Below are 19,470 nucleotides of genomic sequence, written 5' to 3' on the forward strand. Positions count from 1 at the left end.
CTTAGTAAATAAGGAGGCACATCGGAGCAAGCCTGGCGCAGCATTCTTGCTGCTCCAGCAGCAGCGCGGGAGCAGATTGCTGCTGCAGCAGTAGCCCGCATTTTTGCAAGTCCTTGATTTGAAAGGTTTCGCAGGGTGGCACGTTCTTCGCTGAATGAGGAGGGAGGATGCGATCGCGTCCTTCCTTCAGTCATCCAAGGAGAGCCTTCTTCATGAGCCGTCCCCTGCAAGTCGTCATCGTCGCCGGAAGCGGCCGCCGTCCCTCCCGTACGCTGGGCCTGCTCAATGCCATTGCAGCGCAGCTGGGCCAGCACATCGCCATCCAGACGGAAGTGGTGGCGCTTTCCGACCTGAGCGGCCAGTTGCTCAGTGCCACTGAACTGGCGCAGTTGCCCGACGCCGTGCGCCAGAAGATCGCCGCCATTGAAAACGCCGATGTACTGCTGGCGGGCAGCCCCGTCTATCGCGGCTCCTATTCGGGGTTGTTCAAGCATCTGTTCGACCTGGTGCCGCAGGAGTCGCTGTTCGGCAAGCCCGTGCTGCTGGCCGCCACCGGCGGCAGCGATCGCCATGCGCTGGCCATCGATCACCAGTTGCGTCCGCTGTTCGCCTTCTTCCAGGCGCTCACGCTGCCGCTGGGCGTGTATGCCAATGCCCGGGAGTTCGACAACGAAACCATCATCAGTGCGGCCCTGCAGGAACGCATTGCCCTGACCGTGCAGCGGGCGCTGCCGGTGTTGCAAGGCCTTGCCGCATCGGCGGCACCGTCCCGCGCCGCCCGCTGATCACCGCGCGCCATTTCATTTTCGATCACCCGATCATCCTCTTTTTCACAGGAGTTTTTTCATGAGCCAAGCCCCCGCTACCACGACCTCCACCACCCCGCGCACCGATGCCGTCAAGTTCGCCTATTGGGTCCCCAACGTCAGCGGCGGCCTGGTGGTGAGCACGATCCCGCAACGCACCGACTGGAGCCTGGAGTACAACCAGCGCCTGGCAGTGGCCGCCGAAAAGGCCGGCTTCGAATACGCCTTGAGCCAGATCCGTTTCACCGCCGGCTATGGTGCCGAATACCAGCACGAGTCGGTCTCCTTCAGCCAGGCCCTGCTGCACGCCACCACCAAGCTCAAGGTGCTGGCCGCGATCCTGCCCGGTCCGTGGCATCCGGCCGTGGTGGCCAAGCAGATCGCCACCATCGACCACATCTCGCAGGGCCGCATCGCCATCAACGTGGTCAGCGGCTGGTTCAAGGGCGAGTTCCAGGCCATCGGCGAACCCTGGCTGGAACATGACGAACGCTATCGCCGCTCCAATGAATTCATCCGCGCACTCAAGGGCATCTGGACCCAGGATGACTTCACCTTCAAGGGCGATTTCTATCGCTTCAACAATTACACCCTCAGTCCCAAGCCGGTACAGAAGCCGCACCCGGAAATCTTCCAGGGCGGCAGCTCCCGTGCGGCGCGCGACAACGCGGCCAGCGTCTCGGACTGGTACTTCACCAACGGCAATACGGTCGAGGGGCTCAAGGCACAGATCGATGACATCCAGGCCAAGGCCGCGCAGAACGGCCACAAGGTGCGCATCGGCGTGAACGCCTTCGTGATCGCCCGCGATACCGAAGAAGAAGCGCAAGCCGTCCTGCAGGACATCATCGACCACGCCCACGTGGAGGCGGTGCATGCCTTCGGCGACGCGGTCAAGCAGGCGGGCAAGGCTTCGCCCGAAGGCGAGGGCAACTGGGCCAAGTCCACCTTCGACGACCTGGTGCAATACAACGACGGCTTCAAGACCAACCTGATCGGCACACCGCAACAGATCGCCGAACGCATCGTCGCGCTCAAGGCCATCGGCGTGGATCTGGTGTTGACCGGCTTCCTGCACTTCATCGAGGAAGTCGAATACTTCGGCCAGAAAGTGTTGCCGCTGGTGCGTGAACTGGAAGCGCGTCAGGCCACGGCCACGGCAGCCCCGCATCAGGCGCAGACACTGGAAGCGGTGGCATGAGCATGAGCGGCACGCTTGAGCTCGCGCTGCCCGCCCATGCGGACGCTGACGCCGGCACTTCGGCGCAGCGCTCGGTGCAGGCCGGCGTCGCGCCGGTCCTGCAACTGGAGGGCATCAGCCTGTCCTTCGGTGGCGTGCAGGCCTTGCGCCATGTCGACCTGGCCCTGCATGAGCGCGAGATCCTGGCCGTGATCGGTCCCAACGGCGCGGGCAAGAGTTCGCTGGTCAACGTCATGAGCGGACTGTACCGGCCCACGCAGGGCACGGTCAGCCTGGCCGGCAAGCGTTTCCGGCAGGTGCCCACGGCACGCCTGGCGCGGCTGGGCGTGGCGCGTACCTTCCAGAACCTGGCCCTGTTCAAGGGCCTGAGCGTGCGCGACAACATCGTGCTGGGCCGCGTCGATGCGATGCGGTCCAGTTTCATGGAACAGATCGCCGGTCTCGGCCGCGCCCGCCGCGAGCGCAACGAGGCCCGTGCACTGGCCGCGCAGATGATGGACTTCCTCGACCTGCGCGCGCATGCGGAGCGTCCGGCGGGTGGCTTGCCCTATGGCCTGCAGAAGCGCGTGGAACTGGCGCGCGCGCTGGTGGCGCAACCCCGGGTGCTGTTGCTGGATGAGCCGATGGCCGGCATGACCGTCACCGAAAAAAGCGAGATGACGCATTTCGTGCGCGCCGCGCGCGATCAGTTCGGGACCGCCATTCTGCTGATCGAACATGACATCGGCCTGGTCTTCGGACTCTCCGACCGCGTGGTGGTGCTGCAGCATGGCAGCAAGATTGCCGATGGCGCACCGGCCGAGGTGCGCCAGGATGCCGCCGTGATCGAGGCCTATCTGGGCGTGGCCCAGCCTGAGCATCACACCACGCAGGAGGCCGCGTGATGGCTGACTTCGATTGGGTGTTCTTCGCCGAAGTGCTGACCGGTGGCCTGCTCTCGGGGGTGATGTATTCGCTGGTAGCGATCGGCTTCGTGCTGATCTACAAGACCTCGGGCGTGCTCAATTTTGCGCAGGGCGCGCAACTGCTGTTTGCCGCGCTGACTTTCGTGAGTCTGGTGGAGCGCGGTGTTCCTTTCGCGCTGGCCTTGCTGCTGACGCTGGCGGCGATGATCCTGCTGGGCCTCTCGATTGAGCGGGTGGTATTGCGCCCCTTGCAGAACCAGTCGCCGATGACGCTGTTCATGGCCACGCTGGGTCTGTCCTACGTGATCGAGGGCGCGGCGCAATTGCTGTGGGGCACGCAGGTGCATGCGCTGGAGCTGGGCATCGCCGATACGCCCCTGCAACTGGGCGGGATGATGATCTCTTCCTTCGATCTCTTTGCCGCCGCCACGGCGGCCGTGATGGTGGCGCTGCTGTCGGCCTTCTTCCGTTACACCCGCCTCGGACTGGAATTCCGCGCGCTGGCTGATGACGGCTTTGCCGCATTGGCGGTGGGCTTGCGCTTGCCGCGCATTCTCGCCGCCGTGTGGGCCACGGCCGGATTGATCGCACTGATCGCCGGTCTCTTGTGGGGCGCGCGCCTGGGCGTGCAGTTCTCGCTGTCGCTGGTGGTGCTGAAGGCCTTGCCGGTCCTGGTGCTGGGCGGTTTCGATTCGGTGCTGGGGGCCATCGTCGGTGGCCTGCTCATCGGTGCGCTGGAAAAACTGGCGGAGGTCTATCTCGGTCCGCTGGTGGGCAGCGGCATCGAAGGCTGGTTCGCTTACGTGGCCGCCTTGGCCTTCCTGCTGGTCAGGCCCAGTGGCCTGTTCGGCCAGCGTGCATGGCAAAGGGCCTGACATGACGACTTCTCTCGCTTCTTCGCCGCGCGTGCTGCCCCTGCGTGGCCTCTCGTGGCGGCGTGCTGCACCCTGGCTGCTGTTGCTGCTGGTGGCCTGGGTCATTCTTCCCTGGTTCGCCTCGCCCTATGTCATCGATGCCTTGCTGATTCCTTTCCTGGCACTCTCGCTGGCGGCGGTCGGACTCAATTTGCTGACTGGTTACGCGGGCCAGCTCTCGCTGGGCAGTTCGGCCTTCATGGCGGTGGGTGCCTTCGCTGCCTACAACCTCAACTTGCGCGTGGAGGGCCTGCCGCTGCTGGTCTCCATCGCGCTGGCCGGCGTGGCGGCGACCGCCATCGGTTTGGTGTTCGGCTTGCCCAGTCTGCGCCTGCGCGGTTTCTATCTGGCCGTCTCGACGCTGGCGGCGCAGTTCTTCGTGCAGTGGGTGCTGGTCAAGTTCAGCTGGTTCAGCAATGACAATCCGTCCGGCGTGATCGATGCGCCGCCGCTGGTGGTGGGCGGGCTGGCCTTCGATACGCCGGCGGGCCGCTACCTGTTCGCGCTGGCCATCGTCACGGTGCTGACCTTGCTGTGCTGGCGGCTGGTGCAGAGCCAGACCGGCCATCACTTCATCGCCGTACGCGACAACGAACAGGCCGCCCGCGTGATCGGCGTGCCGGTGCTGCGCACCAAGCTGCTGGCCTTTGCCGTGTCGTCCTTCGTCATCGGCGTGGCCGGTGTGCTGTGGGGCTTCGTCTACCTGCGCACGGTGGAGCCGGCCGGCTTCAATCTGGATCGTTCGCTGCAGATTCTCTTCATCGTCATCATCGGCGGGCTGGCGACCATTCGCGGGGCCTTCCTGGGGGCGGCGCTGATCGTGGTGTTTCCGCTGCTGCTGTCGCGCCTGGGCAGCCTGCTGCTGGGGCAGTGGTTCGACTCGGGCGTGCTGGAAATGAGCCAGCGCATCGTGCTGGGGGCGCTGATCATCTTCTTCCTCATCGTCGAGCCGCAGGGCCTGGCGGCCCTGTGGGAACGCGCACGCCGTCGCCTTCACAAGCGCGCGCCTGCGCCATAACTATTTACCTTCACTTCCACCCTCACCACGGAGAAGCTCTCTCACCATGCTGCACGCAAAATTATTAAAAACCTTCATTCTCTCCGCAGCCCTCCTGTCTGCAGGCCTGCAACATGCCCATGCCGATGAACAATTCTTCCCCCTGCAGAGTTACCGGGTGGGTCCGTATGCGGCTGGCGGGACCGGCTTCTTTGGCGGCTTCATCGATTACCTGAACCTGGTCAACCTGCGCGATGGCGGCGTGGGCGGCGTCAAGCTGACCTGGGAAGAAGGCGAGACCCAGTACGAAGTGGAGCGCGGCGTGGAAGTCTACGAGCGCCTCAAGCAGCGTCCCAACATCGCCACCTGGAACCCGCTCTCGGTCGGCATCGCCTATGCGCTGCTGGATCGCGTCACGGCCGACAAGGTACCGCTGCTGACCATCAACCACGGCCGCACCGATACCACCGATGGGCGCGTGTTCAAGTACATCTTCCCGCTGCTGCTCAACCCTTACAGCGAGACTTCGGGCATCGTCAACTACATCGCCAGCAAGGAAGGCGGCAGCGACAAGCTCAAGGGCAAGAAGATCGTGGTGCTGTATCACGGCTCGCCCTATGGCAAGGAGACCATCCCGATCTACAAGCTGCTGTCGGAAAAATATGGTTTCTCGCTGCAGCAGATCGAAGTGCCGCACCCCGGCAATGACCAGCAGGCGCAATGGCTGGCGGTCCGCCGCGCCAAGCCCGACTATGTGGTGCTGCGCGGCTGGGGCGTGATGAACCCGGTGGCGCTGAAGACGGCGCAGAAGTCGGGCTTCCCGGCGGATCACATCATCGGCAACGTCTGGTCCAATTCGGAGGAAGACGTGATCCCGGCCGGTGACGCTGCCAAGGGCTATGTGGCCATCACCACCGTGGCCGCAGGCGCGCAGTATCCGGTGCTGCAGGAAATCCAGAAGACCGTCTACGGCGCTGGCAAGGGCAACCTGCAGGATCCTAAGCGCATCGGCAGCGTCTATCACAATCTCGGCGTGCTCAACGGCATCCTCAACGTGGAAGCGATCCGCATCGCCCAGGCCAAATTCGGCAAGCGCACGCTCACCGGGGATGAAATCCGCTGGGGTCTGGAGAACCTCAATATCGACCAGGCCCGTACGGCTGCACTCGGTGCCAAGGGCCTGTTCCACTCCATCCACGTGACCTGGGACAACCACGAAGGCGATGGCCTGGTGGCCTTCCAGCAATGGGATGGCAAGCAGTGGAACGTGGTCTCCGACTGGATCGCCCCGGACTGGAAACTGCTGCGTCCCATCATCGAAAAGTCCGCCCTGGCCTATGCCAAGGAAAAGAACATCAAGGTGCGCAAGAGCATCGATGACTGAGGGCAGGGCGGTCCTGCGGTGATGCAGTGATGCGCTGATGCGGGACCACCTGCCGTCTTCTTCCACTTCCCCATTTTTTCTGAAAGGTCCGACCATGTCTGCCGTGCTCGCCCCCTCCACACAGTCTTATTCTCCCGCCAGCGGCCCGGTACCCGGCTTGCCGCGCGCGGCGCAACCGGCGCACGTGATCCGTGATGACGCCGAAGCCATCGCCGTCGCCCACACGCTGGCCAAGCGCCTGGCGCAAGGCGCTTCCGAACGCGACCAGCTGCGCCGCTGGCCGGTGGAAGAGATCGAGGCCTATTCGCAAAGCGGCCTGTGGGCCATCAACGTGCCGCGTGCCTTCGGCGGGGCCGAAGTCTCCTATGCCACGCTGGCCGAAGTGATCGCCATCATTTCCGCGGCCGACCCGTCGCTGGGCCAGATCACGCAGAATCACCTGGGCTTCGTGGCGGCGGTGCGCACCGTTTCCGATCCGGAACAGCAACAGCGTTTCTTTGCCGATTTCCTGCGCGGCGTGCGGTGGGGCAATGCCTTCTCCGAGTCGGGATCCAAGCGGGCTGCGGACTTCGAGACGCGCTTCGTCGATGCCGGTGACCACGTCATCGTAAGCGGCAAGAAGTTTTACTCCACCGGCGCGCTGCTGGCGCATTACGTGCCCATCGTCGCCAATGATGAAGAGAACCGCACCTGGTACGTGGTGGCCGAGCGCAATGCACCGGGCTTGACCGTCATCGACGACTGGTCAGCCTTCGGCCAGCGCACTACCCTGAGCGGCACCGTCATCATCGATCAGGTGAAAGTGCCGAAGACGCATCTGATCCCGGCCTACAAGGGCTACCTCGAACCCTCCGCCGACGGGGCCATCTTCCAGATCATCCAGGCTGCGGTGGACGTGGGCATTGCCCGCGCCGCGATTGCCGATACCCAGGACTTCGTGCGCACCAAGTCGCGCCCGTGGATCGACAGCCAGCGCGATCACGCCTGGGAAGATCCGTATTCCATCCAGGCCGTGGGCGACCTGCAGATCCGCCTGCATGCCAGCGAAGCGCTGCTGGAACGCGCGGGCCGCGCCATCGATGCGGCCGTCGCCGCTCCTGATGCCGAGAACGTGGCGCGTGCGCAGATCCTGACGGCGGAAGCCAAGGTGCTCTCCACCGAGATCGCCATCCACGCCACCAACAAGCTGTTCGAACTGGCGGGCACGCGTTCCACGCTGGGCCAGTACAACCTGGACCGTCATTGGCGCAATGCGCGCACGCACACGCTGCATGATCCGGTGCGCTGGAAATACGCCATCGTCGGCAATTACTACCTCAATGGCGTCAAGCCGCCTTTCCACGCATGGAGCTGAGATGAGTGCGCCGCTGTTGCAGATCGAGTCCATCGAGGTGCGTTATCAGGGCGCGCTGCTGGCCTTGCAGGATGTGAGCCTGGACGTACAGGCGGGCGAGATCCACGCCCTGCTGGGGGCCAATGGCGCGGGCAAGTCGACCACGCTCAAGGCGGTCTCCAATCTGCTGGCGGCGCAGCGCGGGCAGGTACGCGGCGGACGCATCCTGTTCGAGGGGCGGGAGGTGGCGCGCAGCAGTCCTGCCGACTTGGTGCGGCAGGGACTGGCGCAGGTGCTGGAAGGACGGCATTGTTTTTCGTCCCTCAGCGTGGAAGAGAATCTGCTGACCGGCTGGCCTGCGCACTTCACGCGGCGTGCCGTGCTGCGGGAGGCACTGGATCGCATCTATGCCTTCTTTCCGCTGCTGCATCAGCGTCGCCGCAGCCTGGCCGGGCTGTGCTCGGGCGGCGAGCAGCAGATGCTGGCCATCGGCCGCGCGCTGATCTCGCGGCCGCGGCTGCTGGTGCTGGATGAGCCCTCGATGGGGCTGGCACCGAAGGTGGTGGCGGACATCTTTGCGCAACTGAGCCGGCTCAACCGCGAGGAGGGCGTGGCCCTGCTGGTGGCCGAACAGAATTCGGCGGTGGCGCTGCAGTACGCGCATCGCGCCACGGTGCTGGAGCACGGGCACAGCGTGTTGAGCGGCGACGCCCGGGCGCTGCGGGAGCGCGCCGATATCCAGGCCTTCTATTTCGGCGAGGGCAATGTCGCGCAGGCCGCCTGACCTGCGTGAACAGGCCCTAATCCTGAAAGGCCTTCATGCGCGTACTCAGGTGCTGCAGCAGCCGGTTGGCCGCCGTCGACAATTGCCGTCCGGTGCGCGTGATGAGATGCGCCTCCGAGCGTGTCAGCAGCGTATTGCGCACCGGGATTGCGTACAGTTCACGCGCCGCCAGTTCGGTAGTGACCGCGAAGAGGGGCAAGAGCGTGAAGCCCAGCTCGGACTTCACGAAATGCTTGAGGATGGCAATCGAGTTGGTGGTGATGGTCGGCGTCAGGCGGGTCTTCTCGATCAGCGTGGCGGCTTCCACCAGTTGCCGCGTGCCATAGGCCAGATGCGTGAGCGCCATCGGATAGGCCGCCAGCTCGCGCAGCGTCACCGATTCCACCTTGCCCAGCAAGGGAAACTGCCGTCCCACGATGGCATACATGGGCTGGCGCGCCACCGCGCGGCTGACGATCTTGGCTTCCACCGGCGGATTGAAGACCAACCCGATTTCCGCCTCATCGGCCGCGACCGCACTGACGACTTCGTTGGTGCCTGCCAGATCCAGCACCAGTGAGATCTCCGGATACTTCTTGCAGAACTGCTTGATGGGTCCGCTCACCATGTCCGAGATGAATCCTTCCCCCATGATGATGTTGATCGATCCGCGCTTGAGTCCGCGGATCTCCTGCAGCTTGGCCAGCACGTCGGACTGGTGCGAACGCTGTTCGCGGTAATACTCCAGCAGCAGGGCCCCGGCCTCGGTCGGACTGACGCCGCGTTTGTGGCGTTCGATCAGCGGCACCGCCAGCTCCTGTTCCAGCAGGCTGATCTGGCGGCTCACCGCCGAAGGCGCGATGTCCAGCGCGTCGGCCGCAGCGCGCACGCTGCCGCTGCGTACTGCCTCGTGCAGATAGGCGATGCGGTGGTCGTTGAGGGTCTCGCCCATCGGATTCTCCGTGTTCTCGAAATTAGAACAATAAACATGATCTGTGCGGATTGATTGTAGTGATCAAAGCCGCCAAACTCAACGTCCATCAAAGGCAAGTTCGTGCAAAACACAGTGAACACCGTGCATCTTGTGGTGTATTTCGGTGATTTTGCTGCGATGCGCAAAATCGGTGCGAGCCGCGCATCACGCTGGCGCAAGCCTGCCTCGATTTGGTGAAGATGAGTTGATCGCAAGAGAACGCAGAGGACAAGGATGAAGAAAATCGGAGTGATTGGCCTGGGCAACATGGGCCGTGGGATGGCATTTTCCCTGCAGCGCGGGGGCTATGAGGTGACCGGCTATGACGCCCTCGCAGCGACCCGCACGGAGCTGGCGCAGCGGGGATTGCATTGCGTGGAGACGATTGCGGCTTTGGCTGCGGCGGTGGAACTGGTGGTGCTGTCGCTGCCGACCTCGGACATCGTGGAGCAGGTCGTGCTGGGCGAGGGCGGGCTGTTGCACAGTGGCAAGGCCGGACTGGTGATCGTCGATACCACTACCGCCGACCCCAACAGCACGCGCCGCCTGGCGGCCGAGTTGCAGGCAGCGGGGATGGAACTGGTCGATGCGCCGGTCAGCGGCGGCCCCAAGGGCGCGGCCACGGCCACCATGGGCATGGTCATCGGCGGCAGCGCCGAGATCGTGGCGCGCATCGAACCGGTGCTGGCCGTGATGAGCGCCAAGCGCGTGCACGTCGGTCCGGTGGGTGCCGGCCATGTGGCCAAGCTGCTCAACAACCTGGTCACCGGCACCCATCTGCTCATCGCCGGTGAGGCCGCGCGCATCGCTGCGGCTGCCGGACTGGATGCGCGCCAGATCTTCCAGGGGCTGGCCGCCGGCTCGGCCAACAGCAAGGTGATCGAGCATTTCTATCCGACCTGGATCTTCAATGAAGCCTTCGATTCCGGCTTCACCATGAAACTGATGCGCAAGGACCTGCGCCTGGCCATGAACCTGATCGAACAGACCGGGAGTGCCACGCCGCTGGCGCAGGAAGCCGGGCGGCTGTGGGCCAGGAGCGTGGAGCGCCTGGCTGATGCGGAAGATTTCAACCGCATCGTGACTTACATCGAACCTTCCCAACATTGATTGCCGGAGCACGCATGCAGCCCCATGACACAGACCAACTGATGCTGGCCTTCGGCCATTTCTTCCCCGCAGCCAAGGAAATCGGCTCCTGGATCAACGGCGAGCTGGTGGCCGGGCAGGGCGAGAGCATCCAGCTCTACAACCCGGCGACCGGCCGTCCTTCGCTGAGTTACCGCGATGGCGGTGCCGCTGCAGTGGAGGCCGCTGCAGCGGCCGCCCAGCTTGCGCAACGCCAGTGGTGGGCACTGAGCCATGCGGCCCGTGGCCGCGCGCTGTACGCGGTGGGCGCGGTCATCCGGGCCGAGGCCGAAGCCCTGGCGCGGCTGGAAGCGATCTCCTCCGGCAAGCCGATTCGCGACTGCCGTGCCGAGATGCAGAAGGTTGCCGAGATGTTCGAGTATTACGCCGGATGGGCCGACAAGTTCTATGGCGAAGTCATTCCGGTCCCCAGTTCGCACCTGAACTACACCCGCCGCGAACCTTATGGCACGGTGCTGCAGATGACGCCGTGGAATGCCCCGGCCTTTACCTGTGGCTGGCAGCTAGGTCCGGCGCTGGCCACCGGCAATGCGGTACTGCTCAAGCCCTCGGAGCTGACGCCGTTCTCGTCGCTGGCCATCGCGCGCCTCGGTGAGCAGGCCGGTCTGCCGGTCGGGCTGGTCAACGTGCTGGCCGGCCTCGGCCAGAGCATGGTGCCGCAGGCCATGGCGACCTGGTCGGTGAAGAAGGTGATCTTCGTCGGCTCGCCCGCCACCGGTGCGCTCATCGCCAAGGCCGCCGCCGAACGCGTGATGCCCTGCGTGCTGGAATTGGGCGGCAAGTCGGCCAACATCATCTTCGATGATGCCGACCTGCGCCTGGCCGCCTTCGGTGCGCAGGCGGCCATCTTCTCGGGGGCCGGACAGAGTTGCGTGGCGGGTTCGCGCCTGCTGGTCCAGCGCAAGGTGTATGAGCAGTTCGTCGAGACGGTTGCGGCCGGCGCGGAAAAGATCCGGCTCGGCGCACCGCTGGAGGACAGCACCGAAGTCGGGCCCATCAACAACCGCCGCCAGTACGAACACATCCAGCGCATGGTGGCCAGCGGACTGGAAGCGGGCGCGACCCTGGCCGCCGGTCATACGCGTTATGGCGATGAGGGCTATTTCGTGCGGCCGACCCTGCTGGCGCAGGCCAACAATGCGATGGAGGTGGCGCGCGCGGAGATCTTCGGTCCGGTGGCCGTGGCCATTCCTTTCGAGGATGAAGCCGAGGCCATCGCCATTGCCAACGACAGCGAATTCGGTCTGGCCGGTGCGGTGTGGACGCGCGACGTGGCACGTGCGCATCGGGTGGCTGCGGGCGTGAACGCCGGTACCTTCTGGGTCAACAGCTACAAGACCATCAACGTGGCCTCGCCCTTCGGCGGTTTCAATCGCAGCGGCTACGGGCGCTCCAGCGGCATGGAAGCGCTCTACGACTACACGCAGACCAAGAGCGTGTGGGTCGAGACCGCAGCCAATCCGGCCACGCCCTTCGGCTACGCCGGCTGACGATTCCGTTCCAGGCAGCACCACACCGACCGATCCACCATCACAGAGGGCTGCCCGGCCGATGCCGGGCGGCCAACGTCACGAGGGAGAAGCAAGATGCAAGCAAGCTACGCAAGCCATGTCGCGCAACCACAGGGAGAGCGGACCCGCTTTCCCTTCCTGAAGCTGTACTTCTTCACGGCCATCGTGATGTTGCTGGCCGACTGGATCGGTTCGGTCACGCTCAATGTCGGTCCGGGCAAGGTGGTGTTGCTGCCGATGGTGTGGGCCATCATCATGGGCGGGTTGCTGGGCTTGCTGCACAAGTCCATGCCCGCGCCCTTGCGCCTGGATACGTCCCTGCAGTTTCGTGCCGCGTCGGTGCTGCAGCCGGCGCTGCTGCTGTTCATCGCCAAACTCGGTCTGATGGTCGGCAGTTCGCTGCCCAAGCTGGCCGCCGCCGGCTGGGCGCTGGCCTTCCAGGAGCTGGGCCACTTCGTCGGCACCATCCTGATCGGCCTGCCCCTGGCACTGCTGCTGGGCATCAAGCGCGAAGCCATCGGTGCGACCTTCTCGGTGGGGCGCGAACCCAGCCTGGCCATCATCGGCGAGCGCTATGGCATGGATTCTCCCGAGGGACGCGGCGTGCTGGCCGAGTATCTGACCGGCACCCTGTTCGGTGCCGTGTTCATCGCCATCCTGGCCGGTTTCCTGGCCAGCCTCAACATCTTCCATCCCTACGCGCTGGCCATGGGCGCAGGTGTCGGATCGGGCAGCATGATGGCCGCCGCCGCCGGCGCCGTGGCTGCCCAGCAGACCGCGGAAGTGGCCAAGGATGTCATGACCTTCGCCGCCGCCAGCAACCTGATCACCACCACGCTGGGGACTTACTTCACGCTGTTCATCTCGCTGCCGCTGGCGGTGTATGGCTATCGGATTCTGGAGCCCATCCTGGGCCGCACCACGCGTGCCTCGACCGAGCAGAGCCAGGTCACGGCCAGCGATCATGCCGAAGTTCCTGAACTGAGCGAACTGCAGAAGTGGGGAGCCTGGGGCGTGGCCGCAGTACTGACGCTGGTGAGCGACTGGATCCTGTATGGCAGCAAGCCCGTCGAGACCTTGCCGGGCATGCTGGTGATCGTGGCCGCAGTGGCCGTGGGCGACATGCTGTGCCGCCTGACCGGCCGCAAGGTGCCGGCGGTGTGCTGGGTCTCCATCGTGGCCATGGCGCTGACTTCGCCGCTCTGTCCGTGGGCCGCACAACTGGTGGCGCTGACCGGCAAGATCAATTTCCTGTCGGTGACACCGGTGATGCTGACCTTCGCCGGTCTGTCGCTGGCCAAGGATATCCCGGCGTTCCGCCGCCTGGGCTGGCGCATCGTGCTGGTGTCCTTCGCCGCCAACGCCGGTACCTTCATCGGTGCCACACTGGTGGCCGAGATCTTCCACTGAGGGACCATAAAACTGGCGCTTGGCTGGCCCAGATCAAAACATCGGCAATGAGCGCAACAGCGCACTCACCCGGCTGACTATACTTGGCACCAGGATGGCCGCACGGCAACAGGCTGTGCGGCCATCTTGCTTTTACAAGTCTTCCAGGATGATGCGATGTTCAATCAACTCAAAGCCACCTTCAAGTATTTCAACGATGCCGTCCCGTTCAAGCTGGGTCCGGCCCTGATCGCCACGGCGGTCCTGATCCTGCTGCTGCTCACACCCTGCCCGGCGGGGCTGGAGCCCAAGGCCTGGGCGCTGGTGGCGATCTTCCTCACCACCATCGTGGCCATCATCCTGAAGGTCATGCCCATCGGCGTGATGGCGATGATGGCCATCGTCATCGTCTCGCTGTCGCAGGTCACCTCGACTTCCTCCAAAGGCGCGATTGCCGATGCGCTGGCCAGTTTTTCCAATCCGCTGATCTGGCTCATCGTGGTGGCCATCCTGATCTCGCGTGGCTTGAAAAAGACCGGGCTCGGCCGCCGCGTCGGGCTGATGTTCATTGCGCTGCTGGGCAAGCGCACGGTGGGCATCGGCTACGGGCTGGCCATCTGCGAACTGGTGCTGGCCCCGTTCACGCCCAGCAATACGGCGCGTGGCGGCGGCATCGTGCATCCCATCATGAAGTCGATTGCCAACGCCTTCGATTCCGATCCGGCCAAGGGCACGCAGAACAAGGTCGGCACCTATCTGGCGCTGGTCAACTATCACGCCAATCCGATCACCTCGGCCATGTTCCTCACCGCCACCGCGCCCAATCCGCTGGTGGTCAACTACGTGGCCAAGGCCACCGGCCATGCGCTGCAACTCTCATGGACCACCTGGGCGCTGTGCATGCTGCTGCCCGGCCTGGTGTGCCTGCTGATCATGCCGATGGTGATCTACCTGCTCTCGCCGCCGGAGCTGAAGTCCACGCCCAATGCGGTGGACTACGCCCGCAGCGAACTCGACAAGATGGGCAAACTCGGGGCCAGCGAAAAGGTGATGCTGGGGACCTTTGCGCTGTTGCTGCTGCTGTGGGCCAACGTCCCGGCCATGCTGCTGGGGGCGGCCTTCACGCTCGATCCCACGGTGGTGGCGTTCGTTGGATTGTTCGTGCTCATCATCACCGGCACGATTGACTGGGATGACGTGCTCTCGGAAAAGAGCGCGTGGGATACGCTGGTGTGGTTCGGTGCCCTGGTGATGCTGGCCGAGCAGTTGAACAAGACCGGCGTGGTGGCCTAGTTCTCGGAAGGCATGAAGGCCGCCATCGTGGCCAGCGGCATGGGCTGGATCGCGGTGGCTGCAGTGCTGCTGCTGGTGTTCGTCCTGTCGCATTACTTCTTCGCCAGTACCACCGCGCACATCAGCGCGATGATGCTGGCCTTCCTCACGGTGGGCGCGCAATTGCTGCCGCCGCAGTACGTGGTCCCCTTCATGCTGATGATGACCGCGGGCTCGGGCGTGATGATGACGCTGACGCATTACGCTACTGGCACTTCGCCGATCATCTTTGGTAGCGGTTACGTCTCCATGGGCAAGTGGTGGGGCGTGGGTTTCGTGATGGCGGTGGTGGAATTGCTGGTGTTTGCGACGGTGGGGATGGTGTGGTGGAAGGTGTTGGGGTATTGGTAAGAGTGCGGTGAGATCGAAGCGAAGCCAGATTGTCATCAGTTGTTCGCGATGCTGCTTCGCTTCGTGATTCGGCTCGGGCAGAATGCTGCTCCCTTTGTTACTTCCGAGAGACAGGCATCATGCGAGAGATCAGGGCTGTATCGCCCGGCGAATTGCTCAAGATCGAATTTCTGAAGCCCTGCGGTATTACCCAATACCGCTTGGCCAAGGAAATCGGCGTATCGCAATTGCGCATCAGCGAGATCGTCAATGGCAAGCGTGCCGTGACAGCCGATACCGATTTGCGGCTCGCACGCTTCTTCGGCCTCTCCGACGGATACTGGCTGCGCGCGCAAGTCGCGTATGACACTGAAGTCGCGCGTGAAAAGATGCGTGATGTGCTCGCTGGTATCAAGCAGTGGCAACCCAAGGAGCCGAGCCCGGTTTGAGCAGGCAGCGGCTTCAACGAAAATGACGGCTTCCCGAGAAGCCGTCATTTTTTATTGCGTCAAAGTTCTGCGTACGCCGGGACTGCTTACTTCAAGTCCAGCACAATCCGCCCATCAATCTTGCCCTCTTCCATGCGCGCAAAGATGGCATTGATGTTGTCCAGCTTGTCCCAGGTAAAGTGCGCCGCCACCTTGCCTTCGGCCGCGAAGACCAGCGACTCTTCCAGATCCTGGCGCGTACCGACGATGGAGCCGCGCACGGTGATGCGCTTCAACACCGTATTGAACACCGGCAGGCTGATGTCGCCCGGTGGCAGGCCCACCAGCGCCATGGTGCCGCGTGCACGCAGGAAACCGAACGCCTGTTCCATCGCCTTGGGCGACACCGCCGTTACCAGCGCACCATGCGCGCCACCGATGATGCGCTGGACTTCTGCCACCGCATTGTGGTCGCGGCCATCGACGGTCAGGTCGGCGCCCAGTTTTTTGGCCAGCGCCAGTTTGTCTTCGTGGATGTCGGCAGCGACTACGTGCATGCCCATGGCCTTGGCATATTGCACGGCCATGTGGCCCAGGCCGCCGATGCCGGAGATCACCACCCATTCACCGGGGCGCACCTCGGTTTCCTTCAAGCCCTTGTAGACGGTCACGCCTGCGCACAGCACGGGGGCTGCCGGGCCGAAGTCCAGGCCAGCGGGCAGGTGGCCGACGAAGTTGGGATCGGCCAGGCCATATTCGGCAAAGCTGCCGTTGACCGAATAGCCGGTGTTCTGTTGTTCGGCGCACAGGGTTTCCCAGCCGGTGCGGCAGGGCGAGCAGCAGCCACAGGCCGTATGCAGCCAGGGCACGCCGACGCGGTCGCCTTCCTTGACGTGCTTCACGCCCGCGCCCAGTGCTGCGACGTAGCCCGTGCCTTCGTGGCCGGGAATGAACGGGGGTGTGGGTTTGACGGGCCAGTCGCCATGGGCCGCATGCAGGTCGGTATGGCAGACACCGCTGGCTTCGAACTTGACCAGGATCTGGCCCGGACCAGGCGTGGGGACGGGCACTTGTTCAATCGACAGGGGCTTGCCGAATTCGCGGACGACGGCCGCTTTCATCATTTGCGTCATATGCACTCCTCGGGGGGATCAACGGGATGCCAGGGCAGGACGCGGCCTTGTGCTGCAATGGCCAACTGTTGTTCCTGCCTGCAAGCGTCAATATCCTCCGCGTGCCGCACGACGACAATCGATGATTGCGCATGGATTGATCCATGTCGCCCATCGTTGAAAAACAAGGTGAGTGCAGTTGCGCATGCCTTTGTCGCATGCGTGCCTGACGCGCTTACTTTGCGATCACCACTTCCACATCGGTTTCCGCCAGCAGGGTCGCCAGTTCCGGCGGGGGCGGGGCATCGGTGAAGAGCACGTCGATCTGCGACAGGTGCGCCATCTTCACCAGCGCCTGCCGCCCGAACTTGCTGGCATCGGCCACCAGCCAGACCTGGCGCGACTGCTCGATGATGGTCTGGGCGACCTTGACTTCACGGGCATCGAAGTCACGCAAGACGCCATCCATCTCGATGCTGGAAATGCCGATGATGCCGATGTCCACCTTGAACTGCCGGATGAAATCGATGGTGGCCTCGCCCACGATGCCGCGATCGCGCGCGCGCACCACGCCGCCGGCAATGATGACCTCGAGCGCCGGATTGCTGGCCAGCGAATTGGCCACGTTCAGGTTGTTGGTCACCACGTGCAGGTTCTTGTGCTGCTGCAGGGCGCGCGCCACCTCTTCCGTAGTCGTGCCCAGGTTCAGGATCAGCGAACAGCCATCCGGCACCCGCGCCGCCACCGTGCGGCCGATGCGGCGCTTGGCGTCGGCATGCATGACCTGGCGCTCGGGATAGGCAATGTTCTCGGTCGAGGACAGCAGCCCGACCCCGCCGTGATAACGCGCCAGCAAACTGGCATCAACCATCGCCTTGACGTCGCGGCGCACGGTCTGGGTGGTCACGTTCAACTGCTGGGCCAGCTCTTCCACCGAAATGGTGCCGTGCTTGCGAACGCATTCCAGCAGCGTCTGTTGCCTGGGATTGAGCATGGAGGTGATCGAAATCCGTTGATTTTTGGGAAACACTTTTGATTGGATATGAACATTAAAAAACATAAACGAACATAAAACAACAAATAATTGTTGATTTACTTTCGGGATGTCGCTTATCTTACGGTGCATTGGCAACTCCCGGGAAAGTGCGGGGTTGCCCCGGCAGCTGTTGCACGCAAACACAGCGGAACCGCTGAGACGGCAATACGGTTACCGCACACAAGCAACACGGCACCAATACGGCACCAATACGGCAGTAATACAGCGGAAACACGACAGCAATACAGTGGCAGCCCCGACAGCAGTACGGTGTCATTGGCGCGGCCAGTACAGTTTTGCTGCGGCACCAATACAGTTACAACCCGGAACCCATACGGATCCAATACGGAGAAGCGGCGAATGACGCTCGAATATGATCTCTTGGTGGTAGGCGGCGGCATCAACGGCGCAGGCATTGCGCGCGATGCGGCCGGGCGCGGCCTGCGCGTGCTGCTGTGCGAGCAGCATGACCTGGCCCAACATACCTCCTCGGCCAGCACCAAGCTCATCCACGGCGGCTTGCGCTACCTCGAATATTACGAATTCAAGCTGGTGCGCAAGGCCCTGCAGGAACGCGAAGTCCTGCTGCGCTCGGCACCGCACATCATCTGGCCGCTGCGCTTCGTCATGCCGCACGACGCCAACCAGCGTCCGGCCTGGATGATCCGCGCCGGCCTGTTCATGTACGACTACCTCGCCAAGCGCGAGATCCTGCCCGCCTCCGAAGGCGCGAACCTCGCCCGCCATCCGGGCGGGCAGCCGTTGAAGGGCGACTATCGCAAGGGCTTCGTCTATTCCGATGGCTGGGTCGACGATGCGCGCCTGGTGGTCTTGAACGCCATGGATGCCCAGGAACGCGGTGCCCGCATCCTCACCCGCACCAAGTGCATCAGCGCCCGCCGCGAAGGCGATACCTGGCATGCGGTGCTGGAACACCAGCACGCCAGCGGCGTACAGCAGGAAGAAGTGCGCGCCCGCGCCATCGTCAACGCCGCCGGTCCTTGGGCCGCGCGCTTTGCGCAGTCGGTGCCGCAGGCCAAGACCGGGCGCAGCCTGCGCCTGATCAAGGGCAGCCACATCGTGGTCAAGCGCCTGTTCGACCACCCCTACGCCTACATCTTCCAGAACCCGGACAAGCGCATCATCTTCGCCATTCCCTATCAGGAAGAGTTCACCCTCATCGGCACCACCGACCTCGAATACCACGGCGATGCCGGCAAGGTCGAGATCGATGCGGAAGAAATCGATTATCTCTGCGAGATGGCCAATCGCTACTTCAAGCGCCAGATCGGCAAGGAAGACGTGGTCTGGACCTACTCCGGCGTGCGTCCCCTGCTGGACGACAGCGCCGAGAATGCCTCGGCCATCACGCGCGACTACCTGCTCGAATGCGATGATGCGGGCGCGCCCATGTTGAACGTCTGGGGCGGCAAGATCACCACCTATCGCAAGCTGGCCGAAGAAGCGCTGTCCATGCTGGCCCCGCACCTGGGTGCGTCGAGCCAGCCGTGGACGGCCGGTGCGCCGCTGCCCGGCGGCGACCTGGAACAGCCCGGCAAGATGGTGGCGCGCTACGACTTCGATGCTTACCTGCGCAAGCTGCAGGCGCGGACTCCGTGGCTGCCGGCCGGGCTGGCCCATCGCTATGCGCGCAGCTATGGTTCACGCGTGGACCAGATCATCGGCCAGGCCGACAGCCTGGCAGCGCTGGGCGAAGAACTGACACCGGGCCTCTACGAGGCCGAGGCGCGCTACCTGGTGCAACACGAGTGGGCGCGCGGTGCGGATGACATCCTGTGGCGGCGAAGCAAGCTGGGCCTGCACTGCGGGCCGCAGCACAGAGGACGGCTGGAGGCGTGGCTGGCGAATTTGCCGGACGCCACGCCCCACTGAGCCAGGTCACCGCA

The 19,470-nt window shown here is 63.9% G+C and carries 15 protein-coding genes and 2 pseudogenes; 14 read left to right on the top strand and 3 right to left on the bottom strand.

Features of this window, described 5'->3' with window-relative positions:
• Positions 1-212: 212 nt before the first annotated feature.
• The 8 genes from msuE (at position 213) to J2X56_RS15240 (ending at position 8,324) form a co-directional block, all read left to right on the top strand.
• The gene (msuE, locus tag J2X56_RS15205; RefSeq protein WP_310160717.1) at positions 213-785 is read left to right on the top strand and encodes an FMN reductase; all 573 of its coding nucleotides are present in this window, start codon (positions 213-215) and stop codon (positions 783-785) included.
• Positions 786-846: 61 nt separating this feature from the next.
• Positions 847-2,007, top strand: a complete 1,161-nt coding sequence (gene sfnG, locus J2X56_RS15210) for a dimethylsulfone monooxygenase SfnG (protein WP_209567915.1) — start codon at positions 847-849, stop codon at positions 2,005-2,007.
• Positions 2,004-2,891, top strand: coding sequence for an ABC transporter ATP-binding protein (locus tag J2X56_RS15215; protein WP_310160718.1), 888 nt, complete (start codon positions 2,004-2,006; stop codon positions 2,889-2,891). The genes sfnG and J2X56_RS15215 overlap by 4 nt, the downstream gene beginning before the upstream one ends.
• Complete coding sequence (locus tag J2X56_RS15220) at positions 2,891-3,787, top strand: branched-chain amino acid ABC transporter permease (RefSeq protein WP_121044613.1); 897 nt, start codon at positions 2,891-2,893, stop codon at positions 3,785-3,787. Before J2X56_RS15215 ends, J2X56_RS15220 begins: the two co-directional genes overlap by 1 nt.
• Position 3,788: 1 nt before the next feature.
• Positions 3,789-4,844, top strand: coding sequence for a branched-chain amino acid ABC transporter permease (locus tag J2X56_RS15225; RefSeq protein WP_134137293.1), 1,056 nt, complete (start codon positions 3,789-3,791; stop codon positions 4,842-4,844).
• A gap of 46 nt (positions 4,845-4,890) precedes the next feature.
• A complete protein-coding gene (locus J2X56_RS15230) occupies positions 4,891-6,207 on the top strand; it encodes an ABC transporter substrate-binding protein (protein ID WP_121044608.1) in 1,317 nt (438 codons plus the stop codon).
• A 94-nt stretch (positions 6,208-6,301) separates the two neighbouring features.
• The gene (locus tag J2X56_RS15235) at positions 6,302-7,561 is read left to right on the top strand and encodes an SfnB family sulfur acquisition oxidoreductase (protein ID WP_051057714.1); all 1,260 of its coding nucleotides are present in this window, start codon (positions 6,302-6,304) and stop codon (positions 7,559-7,561) included.
• 1 nt (position 7,562) lies between these two features.
• Positions 7,563-8,324 (top strand): ABC transporter ATP-binding protein, encoded by a 762-nt coding sequence (locus J2X56_RS15240; RefSeq protein WP_204724912.1) that lies wholly within the window; start codon positions 7,563-7,565, stop codon positions 8,322-8,324.
• Positions 8,325-8,340: 16 nt separating this feature from the next.
• On the opposite strand, the gene J2X56_RS15245 is transcribed toward J2X56_RS15240, so the two are convergent.
• Entirely contained in the window at positions 8,341-9,255 is a 915-nt protein-coding gene (locus J2X56_RS15245; RefSeq protein ID WP_034341250.1) for a LysR family transcriptional regulator, read from the bottom strand.
• Positions 9,256-9,504: 249 nt separating this feature from the next.
• Here J2X56_RS15245 and J2X56_RS15250 point away from each other — a divergent pair.
• From J2X56_RS15250 to J2X56_RS15270, 5 genes and pseudogenes are all read left to right on the top strand, one after another.
• A pseudogene (locus tag J2X56_RS15250) lies at positions 9,505-10,386 on the top strand (NAD(P)-dependent oxidoreductase); the annotation flags it as partial.
• A 14-nt stretch (positions 10,387-10,400) separates the two neighbouring features.
• On the top strand, positions 10,401-11,915 hold the full coding sequence (locus J2X56_RS15255) for an aldehyde dehydrogenase family protein (protein ID WP_121044598.1): 1,515 nt from the start codon (positions 10,401-10,403) through the stop codon (positions 11,913-11,915).
• 96 nt (positions 11,916-12,011) lie between these two features.
• Positions 12,012-13,346 carry a DUF3100 domain-containing protein gene (locus J2X56_RS15260; protein ID WP_121044595.1) on the top strand — a complete coding sequence of 445 codons (1,335 nt, stop codon included), beginning with the start codon at positions 12,012-12,014 and terminating at the stop codon, positions 13,344-13,346.
• 156 nt (positions 13,347-13,502) lie between these two features.
• A pseudogene (locus J2X56_RS15265) lies at positions 13,503-15,008 on the top strand (DASS family sodium-coupled anion symporter).
• Between the two features lie 119 nt (positions 15,009-15,127).
• A complete protein-coding gene (locus tag J2X56_RS15270) occupies positions 15,128-15,436 on the top strand; it encodes a HigA family addiction module antitoxin (protein WP_121044588.1) in 309 nt (102 codons plus the stop codon).
• A gap of 86 nt (positions 15,437-15,522) precedes the next feature.
• On the opposite strand, the gene adhP is transcribed toward J2X56_RS15270, so the two are convergent.
• A complete protein-coding gene (adhP, locus tag J2X56_RS15275) occupies positions 15,523-16,548 on the bottom strand; it encodes an alcohol dehydrogenase AdhP (RefSeq protein ID WP_121044585.1) in 1,026 nt (341 codons plus the stop codon).
• 214 nt (positions 16,549-16,762) lie between these two features.
• Positions 16,763-17,521, bottom strand: coding sequence for a DeoR/GlpR family DNA-binding transcription regulator (locus tag J2X56_RS15280; RefSeq protein ID WP_034331224.1), 759 nt, complete (start codon positions 17,519-17,521; stop codon positions 16,763-16,765).
• Positions 17,522-17,923: 402 nt separating this feature from the next.
• Between J2X56_RS15280 and glpD the strand changes: the two genes are divergently transcribed.
• Entirely contained in the window at positions 17,924-19,456 is a 1,533-nt protein-coding gene (gene glpD, locus J2X56_RS15285) for a glycerol-3-phosphate dehydrogenase (protein WP_252697421.1), read from the top strand.
• Positions 19,457-19,470: the final 14 nt, after the last annotated feature.

Source organism: Herbaspirillum sp. 1173, assembly GCF_031455335.1.
Taxonomy (GTDB): domain Bacteria; phylum Pseudomonadota; class Gammaproteobacteria; order Burkholderiales; family Burkholderiaceae_D; genus Herbaspirillum; species Herbaspirillum huttiense.

Coding starts and splice junctions, on each gene's coding strand:
- msuE (WP_310160717.1), top strand. CDS start 213: ATGAGCCGTCCCCTGCAAGTCGTCATCGTCGCCGGAAGCGGCCGCCGT.
- sfnG (WP_209567915.1), top strand. CDS start 847: ATGAGCCAAGCCCCCGCTACCACGACCTCCACCACCCCGCGCACCGAT.
- J2X56_RS15215 (WP_310160718.1), top strand. CDS start 2,004: ATGAGCATGAGCGGCACGCTTGAGCTCGCGCTGCCCGCCCATGCGGAC.
- J2X56_RS15220 (WP_121044613.1), top strand. CDS start 2,891: ATGGCTGACTTCGATTGGGTGTTCTTCGCCGAAGTGCTGACCGGTGGC.
- J2X56_RS15225 (WP_134137293.1), top strand. CDS start 3,789: ATGACGACTTCTCTCGCTTCTTCGCCGCGCGTGCTGCCCCTGCGTGGC.
- J2X56_RS15230 (WP_121044608.1), top strand. CDS start 4,891: ATGCTGCACGCAAAATTATTAAAAACCTTCATTCTCTCCGCAGCCCTC.
- J2X56_RS15235 (WP_051057714.1), top strand. CDS start 6,302: ATGTCTGCCGTGCTCGCCCCCTCCACACAGTCTTATTCTCCCGCCAGC.
- J2X56_RS15240 (WP_204724912.1), top strand. CDS start 7,563: ATGAGTGCGCCGCTGTTGCAGATCGAGTCCATCGAGGTGCGTTATCAG.
- J2X56_RS15245 (WP_034341250.1), bottom strand. CDS start 9,255: ATGGGCGAGACCCTCAACGACCACCGCATCGCCTATCTGCACGAGGCA.
- J2X56_RS15255 (WP_121044598.1), top strand. CDS start 10,401: ATGCAGCCCCATGACACAGACCAACTGATGCTGGCCTTCGGCCATTTC.
- J2X56_RS15260 (WP_121044595.1), top strand. CDS start 12,012: ATGCAAGCAAGCTACGCAAGCCATGTCGCGCAACCACAGGGAGAGCGG.
- J2X56_RS15270 (WP_121044588.1), top strand. CDS start 15,128: ATGCGAGAGATCAGGGCTGTATCGCCCGGCGAATTGCTCAAGATCGAA.
- adhP (WP_121044585.1), bottom strand. CDS start 16,548: ATGACGCAAATGATGAAAGCGGCCGTCGTCCGCGAATTCGGCAAGCCC.
- J2X56_RS15280 (WP_034331224.1), bottom strand. CDS start 17,521: ATGCTCAATCCCAGGCAACAGACGCTGCTGGAATGCGTTCGCAAGCAC.
- glpD (WP_252697421.1), top strand. CDS start 17,924: ATGACGCTCGAATATGATCTCTTGGTGGTAGGCGGCGGCATCAACGGC.